Raw genomic sequence first — 16,927 nt, forward strand, 5'->3', positions numbered from 1 at the left:
GTAGTATAGGGCGTCTGYGGATGTGGCAAGTTGTCACAGCGCAATTCTTTGATAAGTCGCAGACACAAAAAAACGCCCAGCTCCGTGAGGAAACTGGGCGTTCTTTTTTGAACGTGAAAGCGAATTAACGCTTCGAGTACTGCGGACGCTTACGCGCTTTACGCAGACCGACTTTCTTACGTTCAACTTCACGAGCATCGCGGGTTACGAAGCCGGCTTTACGCAGGGCGCTGCGCAGAGTCTCGTCGTAGTCCATCAGAGCGCGAGTGATGCCGTGGCGGATTGCGCCAGCCTGACCACTTACACCACCGCCGATCACGGTGACGTAGATGTCGAACTTCTCGACAGTCTCAGTCAATTCCAGCGGCTGACGAACTACCATGCGGGCAGTTTCGCGGCCGAAGAAATTATCCAGCGAACGGTTGTTGATGGAGATGTTACCAGTACCCGGACGCAGGAAAACGCGTGCGGTTGCGGTCTTGCGACGGCCAGTGCCGTAATTTTGAGTCGCCGACATAATGTACTATTCCGTTAAAACTTCAGTTCTTGGGGCTGCTGAGCAGTATGTGGGTGTGCAGCGCCCGCATAGACTTTCAGCTTACGGTACATGTCGCGACCCAGCGGGTTCTTAGGCAACATGCCTTTGACCGCGGTCTCGATCACGCGCTCAGGGGCCTTGGCGATCAGCTTTTCAAAGTTGATCGACTTGATGCCGCCCGGGAAACCGGAGTGGGAGTAGTACATTTTGTCAGTGGTTTTAGCACCGGTAACACGGATCTGCTCAGCGTTGATTACGACGATGTAGTCGCCGGTGTCAACGTGAGGAGTGTACTCAGGTTTGTGCTTGCCACGCAGACGGCTCGCGATTTCGGTGGCCAGACGACCCAGGGTCTGACCAGCAGCGTCGACGACAAACCAGTCGCGCTTTACTGTTTCCGGTTTAGCAGTAAAAGTTTTCATTCTTTATAGCCTCAGGGGCCGCCCTGTAAATTAGACGGCGGATCTTACTGAATAGTGCGTACTTTGACAAGTCAAAGGCAGCCGGATACAGACGCTTTCGGGGGCTCGGGTCGGCGCGTCCGTTCAACGGCAAGATTCTTCGGCGGCGGCGCATCACTTCCACTGCAGAAAGAGGTGCGCAATTATGCAGATTGCGAAAAATAATTCAACCTGCTTTTATGATTGTTTTGCCCAAGGAGCACCCGATGGACTATCGCCAGCTAGGCCGAACCAATCTGAACGTGAGTGCCCTCTGCCTCGGAACCATGACCTGGGGCGAACAAAACAGCGAGGCAGACGCCTTCGCCCAGATTGAAGGGGCCAAGCGTGCCGGGATCAACTTCATCGACACCGCCGAGATGTACCCGGTGCCCCCCAAGGCCGAAACCTATGCCACCACCGAACGCTACATCGGCAATTACTTCAAAAGCCGCGGCGACCGCACCGACTGGATCCTCGCCAGCAAGATCGCCGGCCCCGGCAACACCATCGACTACATCCGCGATAAAAACCTGCGCCACAACCGCCAGCACATCACCGAAGCGGTGGACGCCAGCCTCCAGCGCCTGCAGACCGATTACATCGACCTCTACCAACTGCACTGGCCGGAACGCAGCACCAACTTTTTCGGACAACTGGGCTACAAGCACAAGATCGAAGCCAACCTGACCCCGCTGGAGGACACCCTCGAAGCACTGGACGAGCAGGTCCGCGCTGGCAAGATCCGCCACATCGGCCTGTCCAACGAGACGCCGTGGGGCACCATGCGCTTCCTGGCCCTGGCCGAAGCCCGTGGCTGGCCACGCGCGGTGTCGATCCAGAATCCGTACAACCTGCTCAATCGCAGCTTCGAAGTCGGCCTGGCGGAAATCGCCATCCGCGAGCAATGCGGCCTGCTCGCCTATTCGCCGCTGGCGTTCGGCTTCCTGTCAGGCAAGTACGAAGGTGGCGCCCGCCCGCCAAAAGGTCGCCTGAGCCTCTACAGCCGCTTCAGCCGCTATTTCAACCCGCAGTCGGAAGCAGCCTGCAGTCGTTACGTGGCGCTGGCTCGCGAGCACGGCCTGGACCCGGCGCAAATGGCCCTGGCGTTCGTGACGCAACAGCCGTTCGTGACCAGCAACATCATTGGCGCGACGACGATGGAGCAACTGGAGAGCAACATCGCCAGTTTCGACCTGAAGCTGTCGGAGGAAGTACTGGAAGGGATCGAGGCGATTCACAAGGATCATCCGAATCCGGCGCCATAACCCCCACTTGTAGGAGCGAGCTTGCTCGCGAAAAACCTGAGCACACCGTTGGGTGTCAGGTTTTCAACGTTATCGTTGACGACCATCGCGAGCGAGCTCGCTCCTACAATGATCTGGCGATGATTTCCTTCATGATTTCATTGGTCCCGGCATAAATCCGCTGCACCCGCGCATCCGCCCATGCCCGCGCGATCGGGTACTCCCACATGAACCCGTAACCACCGTGCAACTGCACGCACTCATCGAGCACCTTGCATTGCAGGTCGGTGCCCCAGTACTTGGCCATCGCCGCCGTCGGCACGTCGAGCTTGCCTTGCAGGTGCAGCTCCAGGCAGCGGTCGACAAAAACCCGGCCGATCTGGATTTCCGTGGCCATCTCCGCCAGCTTGAACCGGGTATTCTGGAAATCCGCGATCGACTTGCCGAACGCCTTGCGCTCGCGGGTGTAGTCCAGCGTCCATTGCAGCGCCGCTTCGGCCGATGCCAGCCCGCCAATGGCCACGGTGAGGCGCTCCTGGGGCAATTCCTGCATCAAGTAGGCAAACCCCATCCCGGCTTGGCCCAGCAGGTTTTCCTTGGGCACACGCACGTCCTGGAAGAACAACTCCGAGGTGTCCTGGGCTTTCATCCCGACTTTTTCCAGACGCTTGCCTTTCTCGAAGCCCGGCGTATTAGCCTCCACCAGAAACAGACTGGTGCCCTTTGCACCGGCCTTCGGATCGGTCTTGGCGACGACGATCACCAGATCGGCCAGATAGCCGTTGGTGATAAAGGTCTTGGAGCCGTTGATCACGTACTCATCGCCATCGAGCACGGCCGTGGTTTTCACCCCTTGCAGATCGGAACCGGCGCCCGGTTCGGTCATGGCGATCGCGGTAACCATCTCGCCGGACACCAGTTTCGGCAGGTATTTATGCTTCAGCGCTTCACTGCCGTAATGCAGGATGTACGGCGCCACGATGTCCGAGTGCAGGGAAAAACCGATGCCGGTCAGGCCCAGTCGCCCCACTTCTTCGATCACCACCGCACTGTAGAGAAAGTCCGCCCCCAGGCCGCCGTACTCTTCCGGCAAGTGCGAGCAAAGCATCCCCGCCTCCCCTGCCTTGTTCCACAGTTTGCGGTCGATATAGCCCTGTTTTTCCCATTGCCCATGGAACGGCACCGCCTCCTTTTCGAGGAACGTCCGCACGCTGTCGCGGAAAAGCTCGTGCTCGGAACTGAACAGGGTTCTGGGGATCATGCGGCACCTTTTCTTTGTTTTTAGAAGGAGTTGACCTTCAGAGACTATGCCTCGCTTCCGATACAGGACACTGGACACATCCGACAAAAAATAAGACGATCCAGCCGTCTGGTGACCACTTCCCCCTATAAAAATAAAGTTGAATTATGTCTAAGCAAGCCTCCACGCCCCTGCGGCGCGTCAGCATCCTGGCCATCGACCGGGTTTTCGCTTCCACCCTCATGCAAGCCAAGGATTTCTTCCACCTCGCCAGCCTGCGCTACGGCAAACAGCTGGGCCAGGGCCTGACACCGGCGTTCGAAACCCGTCTGGTCAGCCCCGATGGCAAACCGGTCAACACCTTCAGCGATGTGCTGATTCCGGTGGATGGCGGGCTGGAAAACGCCGACATCATCGTTCTTCCCGCGTTCTGGGACGATTTCGAGAGCCTTTGCAAACGTTACCCGCAAGTCTTGCCCTGGTTGCGCCAGCAGCATGCGCGCGGTGCCGTACTGTGCGGCGAGGCCACCGGTGTTTTCTGGCTGGCCGAAGCCGGATTGCTCAATGGCAAGGAAGCGACTACCTACTGGCGCTTCTTCAATGCCTTCGCCGAACGCTTTCCTCAGGTCCAGCTCAATCAGGACAAGCACCTGACCGACGCCGATAACCTGTACTGCGCCGGCGGTACCACCTCGGCATGCGATCTGTACATTTACCTGATTGAGCGCTTCTGCGGCGCCAATGTGTCCCAGGCCGTAGCGCGGGACATTCTGTATGAGGTGCAGCGCAGCTACGCGCCTGGACGCATCGGGTTTGGCGGTCAGAAGCTGCACCAGGACGTCATCATCCTGCAGATCCAGCACTGGCTCGAAGAACACTTCGCCGACAAGTTCCGCTTCGAAGACGTCGCCCGCGAACACGGCATGAGCATCCGCAACTTCATGCGCCGCTTCCAGACCGCCACCGGCGACAAGCCACTGCATTACCTGCAACGCCTGCGCATCGAAACCGCCAAGGGCTTGTTGTCCGGCAGCCGCAAGAGCATCAAGACCATCAGCTATGAAGTCGGCTATGACGATGCGAGCTTCTTTGCGCGGCTGTTCCGCCAGCACACGGAATTGTCACCGAACCAGTATCGGCAGCAGTTTCAGCAGGCGGCGTAATCACAGGCATACAAATACCCCCTGTGGGAGCGAGCTTGCTCGCGATAGCGGCGCATCAGTCACATCGATACTGAATGTGCCGCCGTCATCGCGAGCAAGCTCGCTCCCACAGGGAGTTTCAGCGCACAAAAAAAGGCCTGCAATCGCAGGCCTTTTTTATTTTCCGTACTACGGCTTGTGCGCCCGGGCCAGAAATTCGTGGGATTGCATTTCCAGCAGTCGGCTGAGGGTTCGCTGGAATTCGAAATTCAAGCGACCGCCGGTGTACAGATCCTTGAGCTCGACTTCGGCGGAAATGATCAGCTTCACGTTGCGGTCGTAGAACTCGTCGACCATGTTGATGAAGCGTCGGGCGATGTCGTCGGTGGTGACGCTCATCTGCTCGACATCGCTGAGCAGCACGGCGTGGAAGATCTTGCCCAGCTCAATGTAGTCGTTCTGGCTGCGCGGGCCGTCGCACAGTTCACGGAAGTTGAACCAGGCCACGTCGTCGCAGGTGCGCAGGGCACGAATTTCACGGTTTTCGATCATCAGCACGTCATTTTCGACCGCCGCCGTGCATTCCGGTGTCAGCGCACGGAAGCTCTTGCGCAGGCTTTCGTTGGCGGCTTCGTCGAGCGGATAGTGGAACAACTCGGCTTGTTCCAGGTGACGCAGTCGATAGTCGACGCCACTGTCGACGTTGACGATCTCGGTATTCTGCTTGATCAGCGCAATGGCCGGCAGGAAGCGCGCGCGTTGCAGGCCGTCCTTGTACAGGCCGTCCGGCACGATGTTCGACGTTGCAACCAGGGTCACGCCGTTCTTGAACAGTTCTTCCATCAGCGTGCCGAGGATCATCGCGTCGGTGATGTCCGAGACGAAAAATTCATCGAAGCAGATGACCCGGGCTTCGGTGGCGAAGCGCTTGGCGATGATGGTCAGCGGGTTTTTCTCGCCGCCCAGGGTTTTCATCTCTTCGTGCACGCGCTTCATGAAGCGGTGGAAGTGCGTACGGGTCTTTTCCTTGAAGGGCAGCGCTTCGAAGAAGGTGTCCACCAGGTAAGTCTTGCCGCGACCTACGCCGCCCCAGAAATACAGGCCCTTGACCGGGGTCTGATCCTTCTTGCCAAACAACTTGCCCAGCAGGCCCGGCTTGTTTTGCTCGGCCGCGACCAGGTCGTCGTACAGGCGCTGCAAATGACGCACGGCGGTTTCCTGCGCGGCGTCATGGAAGAATTCCGGGCGTTTCAGATCAGCTTGATATCGTTCTAGGGGCGTCATAATTCGTTAGCAAGGCAACAAAAACGGGCCGACACTGTAGCGACGGCCCGCAGGAATGGCAATCGGCCCTTGGTCGGGCCGAACCGTTGTTTATTCCTGAACCGGCGTCAGGGCGATGCGCAAGGCTTCGATAGCCGCGTCACGCGCGGCGCTGTCGGCGAAGGCCGGGCTGTCGGCAACGCACTCGCCTTCCAGCCATACACTGAAGCTCAGCGCCTCGCTGCGCACGTCCAGAGGCTGGCCCGCTTGCAGTTGCTTGGTCACCTGCCCTGCGGTCTTGCCGTCGGCGAAGTTGCGCGACAGCAGCAGTTGTTCGCTATCGGCCGCCAGCAGACGGAAGCGGAAACTGCCGTCGTCTTCGCGGAAGCTGACAAAACGTGCAGCTTTCGCGACTTTCTTCTTGGTGGTCGCCGCCACTTGAGTCTGGGCAACGAAGGAGCGCAGGCCCACCGCTTCACGCAGTTCGTTGAGGAACGGTGTCGCTACCGAACGGGCCTTTTTCGCGCCGTGTTGCAGGATGTCTTCCAGATCCCCCGGGCGCTCGATCAACAGGTTATAACGCTCGCGGGACTCGCCCAATTCGTTGTCCAGTAGCTGGAACAGACGACTCTTCGCCTCGCCCCAACCCAGACCCTGCAACAGCTCGCTGCGGAACTCGTCGGCCTGCGACGGGGTGGCGAATGCCTGGAACAGGGTGAACAGGTGCGAGTTGTCCGGATCCTTGGCTTCGCCCGGCGCGCGGGAGTCGGTGACGATCCGCGAAATCGCGTCCTTCATCTCTTTGGCGCTGCTGAACAGTGGAATGGTGTTGTCGTAGCTCTTCGACATCTTGCGGCCATCCAGGCCCGGCAACGTGGCGACGCTCTCTTCGATCAACGCCTCGGGCATGGTGAAGAATTCCTTGCCCTGGCCAAACAGGTGGTTGAAGCGCTGACCGATGTCCCGCGCCATTTCCACGTGCTGGATCTGGTCACGACCGACCGGCACCTTGTGTGCGTTGAACATCAGGATGTCCGCGGCCATCAGCACCGGGTAGCTGTACAGGCCCATGGTGATGCCGGCATCCGGGTCTTCGCCGGTCTCGACGTTCTTGTCCACCGAAGCCTTGTAGGCGTGGGCGCGGTTGAGCAGGCCCTTGGCGGCAACGCAGGTCAGCAACCAGGTCAGTTCGGGGATTTCCGGGATGTCGGACTGGCGGTAGAAGGTCACGCGGTCGACATCCAGCCCACCGGCCAGCCAGGTCGCGGCGATTTCCAGGCGCGAGCGCTGGATGCGCTGCGGGTCATCACACTTGATCAGGGCGTGATAGTCGGCCAGGAAGTAGAACGAATCGGCATTGCTGTCACGGCTGGCGACGATCGCCGGGCGGATGGCGCCAGCGTAGTTGCCCAGGTGCGGCGTGCCGGTGGTGGTGATGCCGGTAAGGATGCGGGTACGGGTCGTCATGGGTAATCGCTTGTCAGACTGCAATCAATTCGAGAGACGCGGCAGGATCAGATCCTTGAGATCGGTCAGCTTGCCATGAAAAAAGTGTCCGCATTCTGCCACTTTCAGCAGCTCATGGGGGCGTTCGAGCTTGTCGGACCACTCGTAAACCAGCTGCGGATCGATCACTTCGTCGGTTTCCGGCTGGATCAGGGTCAGTTCGCCCTGTTCCGGCAGCTGGTCCTGATCGCCCAGGCGCATGACCGCCGGCGCGACCATGAACAGGTGTTTGATCTGCTCGCCCTTGGCCTCAAGGCGTCCGCCGAGACTTGCTGCAACAAATCCACCGAAGGAGAAACCGAACAGGGTCAGCGGCAATTGCGGGTGTCTGGCACGAAACCATTCGGCCACAGCCTGGGCATCATCGACTTCACCGGTGCCCATGTCGTGGGTACCTTCGCTGGCACCGACGCCACGGTAGTTGAAGCGCAGGGTGATCAAGCCGGCATCGCGCGCGGTGCGCTGTAGGGTCGAGACCACTTTGTTGAGCATGGTGCCGCCCTGCACCGGGTTTGGATGGCAGATCAATGCAAGGCCGCGCGGCTGCTCGCTATCCAGATATAAAGCCTCAAGCTGACCCACCGGGCCGTCAATCACTACAGGGGTTTCACGCATAAGCAAGGAAGGAACTCCGTGACCTCGAATCAGGTCGACTCGTCTAGCAAATTGTCTGTGGCTGTCTATTGCGAGTGAATCGCGGTATACAGCGCAGGTTCGAGCCGTTAACGTAAAGCAAAGCCGTTTATAGAGGAAGGACTCGTGGAACACTCGCTCTTAGTTTGGTTGTTACCGACTCTTGCCCTGGTTGTGGGTGTCGCCATTGGGTTCCTGATCGCTCGCGTTGCACCGAACGCCGCGCCCAGCCGCACGCAGCGTCAGCTGGACGATATTCAGGAACGTTTCGACAGTTATCAGAACGAGGTGGTGACCCACTTCAACAGCACCGCGACACTGGTCAAGAAACTGACTCAGAGCTATCAGGAAGTACAGGAGCATCTCGCCGAGGGCGCAAATCGCCTGGCCCTGGACGAACAGACTCGCCAACGCCTGCTGGCCTCCCTGCACGCCGATGCGGCGCAGGCTCCACGGGAACGCCTGACACCACCGCGCAATCAGGAACCGCCACGCGACTACGCACCGAAAGCCCCGAACGCGCCGGGCATGCTCGATGAGCATTATGGCCTGAAGAAGTAAGCAGCTTTCGCGCCTAGCAAAAAGCCCCCGGACGGGTGATTGTCCGGGGGCTTTTTTGTTTCTGATCCTGTATCTCAGGTGCCCAGACCGGCCCCTTCGCGGGCAAGCCCGCTCCCACAGGGTTATGCATTGAATACAGATTTTATGTACGACATCGCCCCCTGTGGGAGCGRGCTTGCYCGCGAWGGGGCCAGAACTGACGACAAAAAAGCCCGCCCGATCTGTAAAGGATCGAGCTGGCTTTTTTACGCCTGGGGTTCRATCAGACGATCAAGGGTACTGCTGAACCTGACCTTGCTGCTGGGCACCATACTGCTGACCCGGAATCGCCTTGAGGTTGACCTCTACGCGGCGATTCTGAGCCTTGCCGTTGGTGTCGCTGTTGCTGGCCACCGGATTGTCCGGACCTGCGCCGCGAGCGCTCAGGTTGGCACCGCTGACACCTTGCGAGGTCAGGTAGGTTGCCACGCTCTGGGCACGACGCTGGGACAGGTCCATGTTGTGCTGGCGGCTGCCGGTGCTGTCGGTATAGCCGACGATCTCGATCTGGTTCTGGTTGAACTCTTTCAGCGAGCCCGCCAGGTTGTTCAGCGGTTGATAGAAACTTGGGGCAATGTTCGCCGAATCGGTCGCGAACGTGATGTTGCCTGGCATGATCAGTTTGATCTGGTCGCCCTGGCGCTGCACTTCAACACCGGTGTTGGCCATGCTGGCGCGCAGCTTTTTCTCTTGCTGATCGGCGTAGTAGCCGTAGCCTGCGGCAGAAGCACCGACCACCGCTGCACCGATCAGGGCGCCCTTGCCACGGTTATCGTGGTTGATCGCAGCACCGGCCAATGCACCGGCCAGAGCGCCGAGACCACCGTATTTCGCGGTCTTGCTCATGCCTTCGGAGCCGTTATCCGCCTGGCCCTGAGCCTGGCCTTGACCACCGTACGGGTTAGGCGAGGCACAACCGGACAAAACGGCCACAGCCGTAGCGAGAATAATCAAACGACGCGTGGTGAACATGTAAAGCTCCTACTTTTTTGCATTCTGTGGTGCAACGGACCAAGGCATCAGTCTTTGCGGGCGTTGGATCATGTTAACGGGTAAAAATTCCGCTCGTTACAAATCAGGCCCGTACAAACGGGTTTTCGCGCATTTCATCGCCCAGACGGGTGTCCGGACCATGCCCGGCCACCACTGTCGCCTCTTCATCGAGGGTGTACAAACGCTGCTTTATCGAACGCACGATGGTGGCCTGGTCGCCCCCCCACAAATCCGTGCGGCCGACGCCGCGACGAAACAGCGTATCACCGGCAATCAGCAGCTTGGCCTCGGAAAACCAGAAGCTCATGGAGCCCGGTGTATGACCTGGCGTGTGCAGCGCCACGCCACAACCGCAGGCCAGTTCTTCATCATCGGCCAACCAGCGGTCCGGAGACGGCACCGGAGTATAAGGAACGCCGAACATCTGGCACTGCATTTCCAGGTTGTCCCACAGAAACTGGTCTTCCTTGTGCAAATGCAGGGTTGCGCCGGTTTTCTCCTTGAGTTGACCGGAAGCCAGGAAATGATCGAGGTGCGCATGGGTGTGAATGATGCTGACCACTTTCAGCCCCAAGGCATCGAGACGCGCCAGGATCAGTTCATGATTGCCACCCGGATCGACGACGATGGCCTTTTTCGTCACCGGATCGCCGATGATCGTGCAGTTGCACTGCAAAGGGCCGACGGGGAAGGTTTCGCGGATGAGGGTGGGTTGCTGGGACATCGGGGCCTGCTCGATAAACGGGGACGAGGGATTTTCGCACACTTGAGTATCCAGCCAATGGCCACGATGGGTAACGTGAAGAATCCTTAACCCAAAACCCCCAGCTCCTTGGCCCGCGCCACGGCCTGCGTACGCCGCTCGACCCCGAGTTTGCTGTTGATATGGCTGGCGTGGGTCTTGACCGTGTGCAGTGAGATAAACAGCTGATCGCTGATTTCCTGGTTCGAACAGCCCTGGGCGATCAATCGCAGGACCGCCATTTCCCGCGTGCTGAGCTGTTCCGCGGCCGCGCAGGAATCCAGTCCGGGACGGGCAGCCAATGCCGGCAGTTTTTCACTGAGGCTCAGGGAAACAGGGGTGGGCGGAAAGTTTTGAAGCTGCCCACGCAGCCAGTCCGGGTGCTCGGCCAGCAGGCCCTCAAAGGGTTGCAACACGCCTCCACCAGCGGCGTCCAGCGCCTGAGCCAGTGCCTTACGGGCTTCCGGCTCCCGCCCGCTGCCCAGCAATAACGCCACTTTCTGGGTCAACGCCATGACACTGAGCAGCTGCCGACCGCTTTGCTGGCCATGTTCAAGCAGTGCATTCAAACGCCCTTCGGCCAGCATCGGTTGGCCCTGGATGACGTCGAGCAAGGCTTGTTGCAATTCGATATGCAGCGGCAATTGCGGATGGAATTCCGGTGGTGCCGCCCCGTTTTCGCCGTTATAGGTCTGTCCCAGGCGCGACAGCCAGGCTTCGGCCAGATCGATGCGCCCCTGGGCCAGCCAGAGTTCACATTTGACCAGGGTGATCATGGCCAGGTAGTAGATCGGTGGCACGTCCCAGATGTGCATCAGCCGTTCGGCTTCGGCCAGTTCGGCAAAGGCTTTGGCGAACTCGCCGTTGCTGCCTTCCAGCCTGGCAATCACACAATGGCCGATCAGTACGCTGATGTCACGACAGGCGCGCGCCTCGCTCAAACCGGTCTGCAATCGCAGCCGCGCCGCCTGCGGCTGCATGCGCAGGGCCAGCAGAAAGCCTTCATACAAGGTCAGCCGGGCTCGAACTGCATACAGCCGCTGCGCAGACAAGCTCTGCAGGCGTTGCATCCCCTGACGGACCTCTTCCAGCGCCCGACAGATTTCCCCGCGCGCTTGCAGGACACGGGCTCGGTCGTAGTGCGCCAGCGCTTCGAACAAGGGGTTGCCGACCCGTTGCGCCAGTTCCAGCGATTCGCGGTTCAGCCCCCGCGCCCGCCACAAATCACCGTCGGCAATGGCCAGGTTGGACAGGGTCGAGAGGCACATCAGGCGCTGGCCGTAACGCTTGCACGGAAGACTTTCCAACGCTTCGCGGCAGTACCGCAGCGTCAGTTCGCGGTTGCCGCGCCCACGGGCAATGATGCCACTCAATGCCAACCATTGAGCCAGCATGGACTTCTGGGCGGTGGCCGACGGAGCGGGCAGGAAGCGACTCAAATGGCTGGCCAGTTCCTCGGCGGCATCCAGCTGGCACGCCATCCCCAGCGCCCAGCTATAGAGCACAATCAGTCGCGGCGTGCTGATCAGCAAACTGTCAGGCAAGTCCATTTTCCAGCGCAGCAACATGCCGACATTCTGCTCGGCCAGCAGTTGCTCTTCGGAGAGGTTCTGCACCAGGTTCGCCGCGACGTCCAGGTGACCGGCACGCAAGGCCTGCTCCACGGCCTCATCGAGCAGGCCCTGGGCATTGAACCAGCGGCAGGCACGCAGGTGCAGGCTGGCGGCCGGCACCATCGACTGGGAAGCAGGCCGTGTGCGCAACAGATCGGAAAACAGGTGGTGGTAACGATACCAATGGCCATGCTCGTCCAGTGGCACCAGGAACACCTGGTGGGCAAGCAGGAAGCGCAGGATCTCCCCACTGTCATGGGCGTCGCGAACGGCGTCGCACAGTTCGCTGCAAAAACGTTCCTGGGGTGCCGTGTCGTAGAGGAACGACTGGACCTCGGCAGGCAGGCAATCGATGACTTCTTCGAGCAGATAATCGCGGATCAGCCCTTCCCCGCCGTGCAACGATTGCGGCAGCGCGCCATCGGTGCCTGCCTCCGAGGCGGCCAGCAGCCAGAAGCGCAACCCCGCGACCCAGCCTTCGCTGCGCTGGATCAGGTTTTCCAGTGCCTCACCGCGCAAGGAGCTGCTGTGCCGGTCGAGCAGGCTCAAGGCTTCGTCGTGGGTCAGGCGCAGATCCTGTTCATGCAACTCAAGTAGTTGCCGTGACAGCCGCAGCCGCGCCAGGTGCCAGTCGGGACGTTGGCGACTGGTGACCATCACCAGCAAGCCATCGGGAAGATGATTGAGGAAAAACTGCAGGCAGCGGTCCAGCACCGGCCCCTGGGCCAGATGGTAATCATCCAGCACCAGCAGTAGTGGCGTCGCTGTAGACAAGTGCACGGCCAGTTCGTCAAGCAGGCCGTCCAGCCATTCTTCGAACGCGAACGGCTGATGGCGCTGGCGCATTTTCAACAGCCCGAGCGATTGCCTGCCCAGGTGCGGGAAATAGTCCTGGAGACCTTCCAGCAGTCGTTCGAGAAAACGCCCCGGGTCACTGTCTCGCGGGCTCAAGCCCAGCCAGAGACTTTGCCAGTGCGCCGGCAACCCCTGGCAAAACTCCACCGCCAACGAACTCTTGCCGAACCCTGCAGGTGCGCTGACCAGCAATAACCTGCCGCCGAGCCCGGCACTCAGGCGCTCGCACAAACGTGGACGCAGCACATGGCCGTCGGGCAACGGCGGGCGGAAGAAGCGCCCGTCGAGTGTCGCGACAGCAACGTGTGCAGAACCTGGGGATGTAGACAAATCAGTCATGGCCGGCTCTTGTTTGAATTGCGGGTGGCGGCGTTGCAGATGTCCGCAGACTAGCCGTAAACGGATAGGGAATGAAGGTAGTTGCTACAAATGGCTACAAAAAGTCTACAAACAAAAAAACGCCCCGAACCAGTCGGGGCGTTTTCAGAGGGTGCGGCCTCTACTCAGTTCACCTTAGCGAACACCATCCTGACGCAAGGCGGCCGGGGTGAAGTCGCTGGTGGTTGCCTGGAAGCCGAAGTCATAGGCTGACTTCTCTTCGTTCTTCATGCCCAGCGCCAGGTAACGACCCGATTGCAGGTCATACAGGGCTTCGAGGGCATACCACGGAACTTGCTTGTCGTAGTAGTTCTCGGCATGGGCCTCGGCGACACGCCACAGTTGACCGCGACCGTCGTAGTGATCGATGACCGCGGCTTGCCAGGTGTCTTCGTCAATGTAGAAATCACGCTTGGCGTAGATGTGGCGCTGACCTTCCTTCAGGGTTGCAACCACATGCCACACACGACGCAACTCGTAACGAGCCAGGTCCTGGTTGATGTGACCGGCCTTGATGATGTCGTCGTACTTGAGCGTTGGCGAGTCGAGTTTGTAGCTGTCGGAGGCGATGTACATCTCTTTCTTGCCTTCGAGCTTCCAGTCGTAACGATCCGGTGCACCGTTGAACATGTCCAGGTTATCGGAAGTACGCAGGCCATCGGCAGCCGTACCCGGACCGTCATAGGACACTTGCGGGGCACGACGCACACGACGCTGACCCGCGTTGTAGACCCACGCCGAACGCGGTTCCTTCACCTGGTCGAGGGTTTCGTGCACCAGCAGTACGCCACCGGCCAGACGCGCCGGCGCGGTCACTTTCTGCTTGAAGTAGAACAGGATATTGCCCGGGTTTTTCGGGTCGTAATCCTTCATTTTGTCGCGGAACACGAACTGGTCCTGGAAATACACCATGCTATACGAGCCATTCGGTTGCGGTGTGGCCTGGGTCACCAGACGGGTCACGCTGCCACCACGATAGCGGGTGATGTGGTTCCAGATGACTTCCACGCCGCTTTTCGGAATCGGGAACGGCACGGCCGTTTCGAAGTTCTCCAGACCGTTACCGCCGGACACCAGGTTGGTGTTGGTGGCGTTGCGCTTGATGGCGGCGAACACGTCATCCGGCACGGTGGCACCGCGGTGGGACGGGTACACCGGCATCTTGAAGGTTTCCGGGTAGCGCTTGAACATCGCGTACTGGCCAGGGGCAAGCTTGGCCTTGTACTGGTCGACGTTCTGCGCCGTGATAGTGAACAGCGGTTTTTCACCCGGGTACGGATCGGACAGGAAGCCTTTGCTGTCGACGGTGCCGGCGTTCTTCGGCAGCGGTTTCCAGGCAGGGATCGAACCGTCGGCGTTACCCGCCATTTCGGCGCCCATAGGGGTCAGGCTCTTGCCCAGTTTGTCGGCCTCGGCCTGGGGAACCGCTGCGATGACGCTGGTCGCCAGCAGCGAAAGACCCAGAACACCGGCGTGGAACAGACTCTTTGTTATTTTCATTTATGCGTTCGTCCTGAAAATACTGTGCTTAGAAGTTCACGCCGAGGCTGAGCGCAACGAAGTCGCGGTCATCCACTGTGGTGTACTTGCCGTCGAAGAAGTTGGTGTAAGCCAGGCTCGCGGTGTAGGTGTTCTGGTACTCGGCATCAACACCCAGGCTCACCGCCTTGCGGCCTTCCTCGAAGTTGCCGCCAGGGCCAGGGGAATAACCGCTTACGTCATGGGACCAGGCAACGTTCGGTTTGAGGTTCACACCGGCAAACACGTCGTTGTATTCCCAGATGGCGCGACCGCGGTAGCCCCACGAAGTCGGGGTGGTGAAGCCTTCGTTGGTGCAGTTGCGGCTGAGGTTGTTGGTCGGCGTACCCGGGCCGGCCCCGTTGATGGTGCTGGTGTTGAGCGCCACGCAGGTGTTCTGGCCGCCGGTAGCTGGCAACTCGCCAGGGCCGTAGACCGGGTCACGGCCATAACGGACATCGGAGGAGCTTTCCAGCCCGCCGACGTGGGTCACGCCCACTTCGCCCACCAGGGTCAGACGGCTGGCGCCCATGACCTGATCGAAGAAGTGCGTCAGAGTGGTCTGGAATTGGGTGACTTCCTTGCGGTTATACCCGTGCAAGTCCTGGCCAGGCACACCGTTGAGCAGTGAAGCGTTGCTCAGAGCGCCGCCCAAAGGACGCACACCGGCGAACAGGATGTCGGTGGAGTTGAGCTGCACCGGTGCGTTCGGACGGTAGCTGATCTCACCGCTCCACGCCGTACCGGTAGGCAGGGTGGTGGAGAAGCTCAAGCCATACAGGCGAATGTCCTCGGGGTATTCGATGAAGTATTGCGAATTACCGGCCACCAGCAACGGCGCAAGCCGGGCAAATGGTCCACCGCTCAGCGACGCTGCGGTGTTGTAGACCGACTGCGGCGCACCGGTGGCGCTGAAGATCGGCGCACGACTGTGGTAGTTCATGAAGTAGGCGCCGAACTCGGTGTCCAGCGGATCGAACATGTACTTGAAGGACGCGCCCCACTGGCCGCTGTCACGGGCATCACGATCGGGGCCACGACGCACCAGAACACCCTCTTCGTTGACGTCGACGCCGTTGGCAGCCAAAGGCCCCAAGGCAACGGCCGGAATTTGCGAGCGCTTGTTCAGCACGCGCAGGTTGTTGTCGCAGCCGTCGGCAACGATGTCCGGCTGGGAGAAGAACGTGCCGCAGTTGTCGACGACGGTCTGATCCCATTCAAGTTGATAAAACGCTTCGGCCGAGAGGTTTTCGGTCAGGCTCTGGGACACATAGAACATATTGACCGGGATCAGGCCTTCCTTGATCTCGGCACCCGGACGGCGGAATGCCGACACGTCGATCGGGTTGATCGAGTTGATGCCGCCGCCAATGAAGGTACTTTCACCCCAGCTCACGACCTGCTTGCCCAGGCGCACGGAACCTGGTTGATCGGCAATGGAGTAGTTGTGGTAGACGAAGGCGTCGAGGAGTTGAGTGCCAGCGGACTTGGCGCCTTCCTTGCGACCGTCGTCGCTGATGTCCTTGAACGGACGGCTTTCGTCTTTCAGTTCAAAGTCGTACCAGTATTTGCCACGGACGAAAACACCGGTATCGCCGTATTTCAGTTCAAGGTCATGGATGCCCTTGAAGATCTTCGAGAAGGTTTCCCCGCTCTTGAAGTTCAGGTGACCGTCATCAGAAGTCTGCGACAGCCCCTTACCGCCGTTGTTGACGCCGATGAGGTTCTTGTTCGGCTGTTCGGTAGACCAACTGGCGCCAATCGACAGGGATGAGTCGAACTGACCTTCGATTTCACCAACGTTGAAACTGACGCCGAATGCTGGCCCGGCGAGCGTAGAAGCAAGACTGACAGCCAGGGGCAGTTTCGCCCGGCGCCAGAACTGGTTTACTGATGTCATCGACGCTACTCCATGTGCATTTTATTTTTATGGCAATGAGCACTTCTAAAAACGCTGTGGATAACCGGGAGCCATGGCATCCCAAAGTCATTCCAAAGTTGCATCGCCCCGGTTCGTGCGGTTGCCCCGTTCTTAAAAATCCTTGAACGGACTATAGCCAGCAGGTAGTAGTGCTTGATCCCTCTAAAGTGTGATTTGCAGTTGCCAGCCACTCTGGAACAGTCCTTTCGCCAGTCCGACACCCGTCGGCACGGCAAGGATGGCTGAAAAATTCGAATTGACAAGCCAAGCGCTTGCTTGGTGGGGCTGGCGTGCCCTT

At 59.6% G+C, this 16,927-nt stretch carries 14 protein-coding genes; 3 read left to right on the plus strand and 11 right to left on the minus strand.

Annotated elements, in window-relative coordinates:
- Window positions 1-124: 124 nt before the first annotated feature.
- On the minus strand, window positions 125-517 hold the full coding sequence (gene rpsI / locus AC1DRN_RS21040; RefSeq protein ID WP_003228056.1) for a 30S ribosomal protein S9: 393 nt from the start codon (window positions 515-517) through the stop codon (window positions 125-127).
- Between the two features lie 14 nt (window positions 518-531).
- Window positions 532-960, minus strand: a complete 429-nt coding sequence (gene rplM / locus AC1DRN_RS21045) for a 50S ribosomal protein L13 (RefSeq protein WP_007917032.1) — start codon at window positions 958-960, stop codon at window positions 532-534.
- Window positions 961-1,205: 245 nt separating this feature from the next.
- On the opposite strand from rplM, the gene AC1DRN_RS21050 reads away from it, so the two are divergent.
- Window positions 1,206-2,246 (plus strand): NADP(H)-dependent aldo-keto reductase, encoded by a 1,041-nt coding sequence (locus AC1DRN_RS21050; RefSeq protein WP_223461194.1) that lies wholly within the window; start codon window positions 1,206-1,208, stop codon window positions 2,244-2,246.
- Window positions 2,247-2,349: 103 nt separating this feature from the next.
- Here the strand turns inward: AC1DRN_RS21050 and AC1DRN_RS21055 are convergent, their stop codons facing one another.
- Window positions 2,350-3,486: an acyl-CoA dehydrogenase family protein gene (locus AC1DRN_RS21055; protein ID WP_223461192.1), complete on the minus strand. Its 1,137-nt coding sequence runs from the start codon at window positions 3,484-3,486 to the stop codon at window positions 2,350-2,352.
- Between the two features lie 221 nt (window positions 3,487-3,707).
- Between AC1DRN_RS21055 and AC1DRN_RS21060 the strand changes: the two genes are divergently transcribed.
- Window positions 3,708-4,628 (plus strand): GlxA family transcriptional regulator, encoded by a 921-nt coding sequence (locus AC1DRN_RS21060; RefSeq protein WP_223461246.1) that lies wholly within the window; start codon window positions 3,708-3,710, stop codon window positions 4,626-4,628.
- A gap of 168 nt (window positions 4,629-4,796) precedes the next feature.
- On the opposite strand, the gene zapE is transcribed toward AC1DRN_RS21060, so the two are convergent.
- The 3 genes from zapE to AC1DRN_RS21075 all read right to left on the minus strand — a co-directional run bounded on the left by zapE (window position 4,797) and on the right by AC1DRN_RS21075 (window position 7,991).
- On the minus strand, window positions 4,797-5,891 hold the full coding sequence (gene zapE, locus AC1DRN_RS21065; protein WP_095943473.1) for a cell division protein ZapE: 1,095 nt from the start codon (window positions 5,889-5,891) through the stop codon (window positions 4,797-4,799).
- A gap of 90 nt (window positions 5,892-5,981) precedes the next feature.
- On the minus strand, window positions 5,982-7,337 hold the full coding sequence (locus tag AC1DRN_RS21070; RefSeq protein WP_223461190.1) for a tryptophan--tRNA ligase: 1,356 nt from the start codon (window positions 7,335-7,337) through the stop codon (window positions 5,982-5,984).
- Between the two features lie 24 nt (window positions 7,338-7,361).
- A complete protein-coding gene (locus AC1DRN_RS21075) occupies window positions 7,362-7,991 on the minus strand; it encodes an alpha/beta hydrolase (protein ID WP_223461243.1) in 630 nt (209 codons plus the stop codon).
- Between the two features lie 144 nt (window positions 7,992-8,135).
- Here AC1DRN_RS21075 and AC1DRN_RS21080 point away from each other — a divergent pair, with 144 nt between their 5' ends.
- Window positions 8,136-8,570, plus strand: coding sequence for a Z-ring associated ZapG family protein (locus AC1DRN_RS21080; protein ID WP_223461188.1), 435 nt, complete (start codon window positions 8,136-8,138; stop codon window positions 8,568-8,570).
- 270 nt (window positions 8,571-8,840) lie between these two features.
- On the opposite strand, the gene AC1DRN_RS21085 is transcribed toward AC1DRN_RS21080, so the two are convergent.
- The 5 genes from AC1DRN_RS21085 to AC1DRN_RS21105 all read right to left on the minus strand — a co-directional run bounded on the left by AC1DRN_RS21085 (window position 8,841) and on the right by AC1DRN_RS21105 (window position 16,608).
- Complete coding sequence (locus AC1DRN_RS21085) at window positions 8,841-9,581, minus strand: YiaD family glycine zipper/OmpA-like lipoprotein (protein WP_223461187.1); 741 nt, start codon at window positions 9,579-9,581, stop codon at window positions 8,841-8,843.
- Window positions 9,582-9,684: 103 nt separating this feature from the next.
- Entirely contained in the window at window positions 9,685-10,326 is a 642-nt protein-coding gene (locus AC1DRN_RS21090; RefSeq protein WP_008016675.1) for an MBL fold metallo-hydrolase, read from the minus strand.
- An 86-nt stretch (window positions 10,327-10,412) separates the two neighbouring features.
- Complete coding sequence (locus tag AC1DRN_RS21095) at window positions 10,413-13,151, minus strand: winged helix-turn-helix domain-containing protein (protein ID WP_223461185.1); 2,739 nt, start codon at window positions 13,149-13,151, stop codon at window positions 10,413-10,415.
- 174 nt (window positions 13,152-13,325) lie between these two features.
- Window positions 13,326-14,690 (minus strand): DUF1329 domain-containing protein, encoded by a 1,365-nt coding sequence (locus AC1DRN_RS21100; protein ID WP_223461182.1) that lies wholly within the window; start codon window positions 14,688-14,690, stop codon window positions 13,326-13,328.
- 28 nt (window positions 14,691-14,718) lie between these two features.
- Entirely contained in the window at window positions 14,719-16,608 is a 1,890-nt protein-coding gene (locus AC1DRN_RS21105; RefSeq protein WP_223461180.1) for a DUF1302 domain-containing protein, read from the minus strand.
- Window positions 16,609-16,927 lie beyond the last annotated feature (319 nt).

The sequence above is a fragment of the Pseudomonas sp. P5_B3 genome (genome assembly GCF_056400405.1).

Coding starts and splice junctions, on each gene's coding strand:
- rpsI (WP_003228056.1), bottom strand. CDS start 517: ATGTCGGCGACTCAAAATTACGGCACTGGCCGTCGCAAGACCGCAACC.
- rplM (WP_007917032.1), bottom strand. CDS start 960: ATGAAAACTTTTACTGCTAAACCGGAAACAGTAAAGCGCGACTGGTTT.
- AC1DRN_RS21050 (WP_223461194.1), top strand. CDS start 1,206: ATGGACTATCGCCAGCTAGGCCGAACCAATCTGAACGTGAGTGCCCTC.
- AC1DRN_RS21055 (WP_223461192.1), bottom strand. CDS start 3,486: ATGATCCCCAGAACCCTGTTCAGTTCCGAGCACGAGCTTTTCCGCGAC.
- AC1DRN_RS21060 (WP_223461246.1), top strand. CDS start 3,708: ATGCAAGCCAAGGATTTCTTCCACCTCGCCAGCCTGCGCTACGGCAAA.
- zapE (WP_095943473.1), bottom strand. CDS start 5,891: ATGACGCCCCTAGAACGATATCAAGCTGATCTGAAACGCCCGGAATTC.
- AC1DRN_RS21070 (WP_223461190.1), bottom strand. CDS start 7,337: ATGACGACCCGTACCCGCATCCTTACCGGCATCACCACCACCGGCACG.
- AC1DRN_RS21075 (WP_223461243.1), bottom strand. CDS start 7,991: ATGCGTGAAACCCCTGTAGTGATTGACGGCCCGGTGGGTCAGCTTGAG.
- AC1DRN_RS21085 (WP_223461187.1), bottom strand. CDS start 9,581: ATGTTCACCACGCGTCGTTTGATTATTCTCGCTACGGCTGTGGCCGTT.
- AC1DRN_RS21090 (WP_008016675.1), bottom strand. CDS start 10,326: ATGTCCCAGCAACCCACCCTCATCCGCGAAACCTTCCCCGTCGGCCCT.
- AC1DRN_RS21095 (WP_223461185.1), bottom strand. CDS start 13,151: ATGACTGATTTGTCTACATCCCCAGGTTCTGCACACGTTGCTGTCGCG.
- AC1DRN_RS21100 (WP_223461182.1), bottom strand. CDS start 14,690: ATGAAAATAACAAAGAGTCTGTTCCACGCCGGTGTTCTGGGTCTTTCG.
- AC1DRN_RS21105 (WP_223461180.1), bottom strand. CDS start 16,608: ATGACATCAGTAAACCAGTTCTGGCGCCGGGCGAAACTGCCCCTGGCT.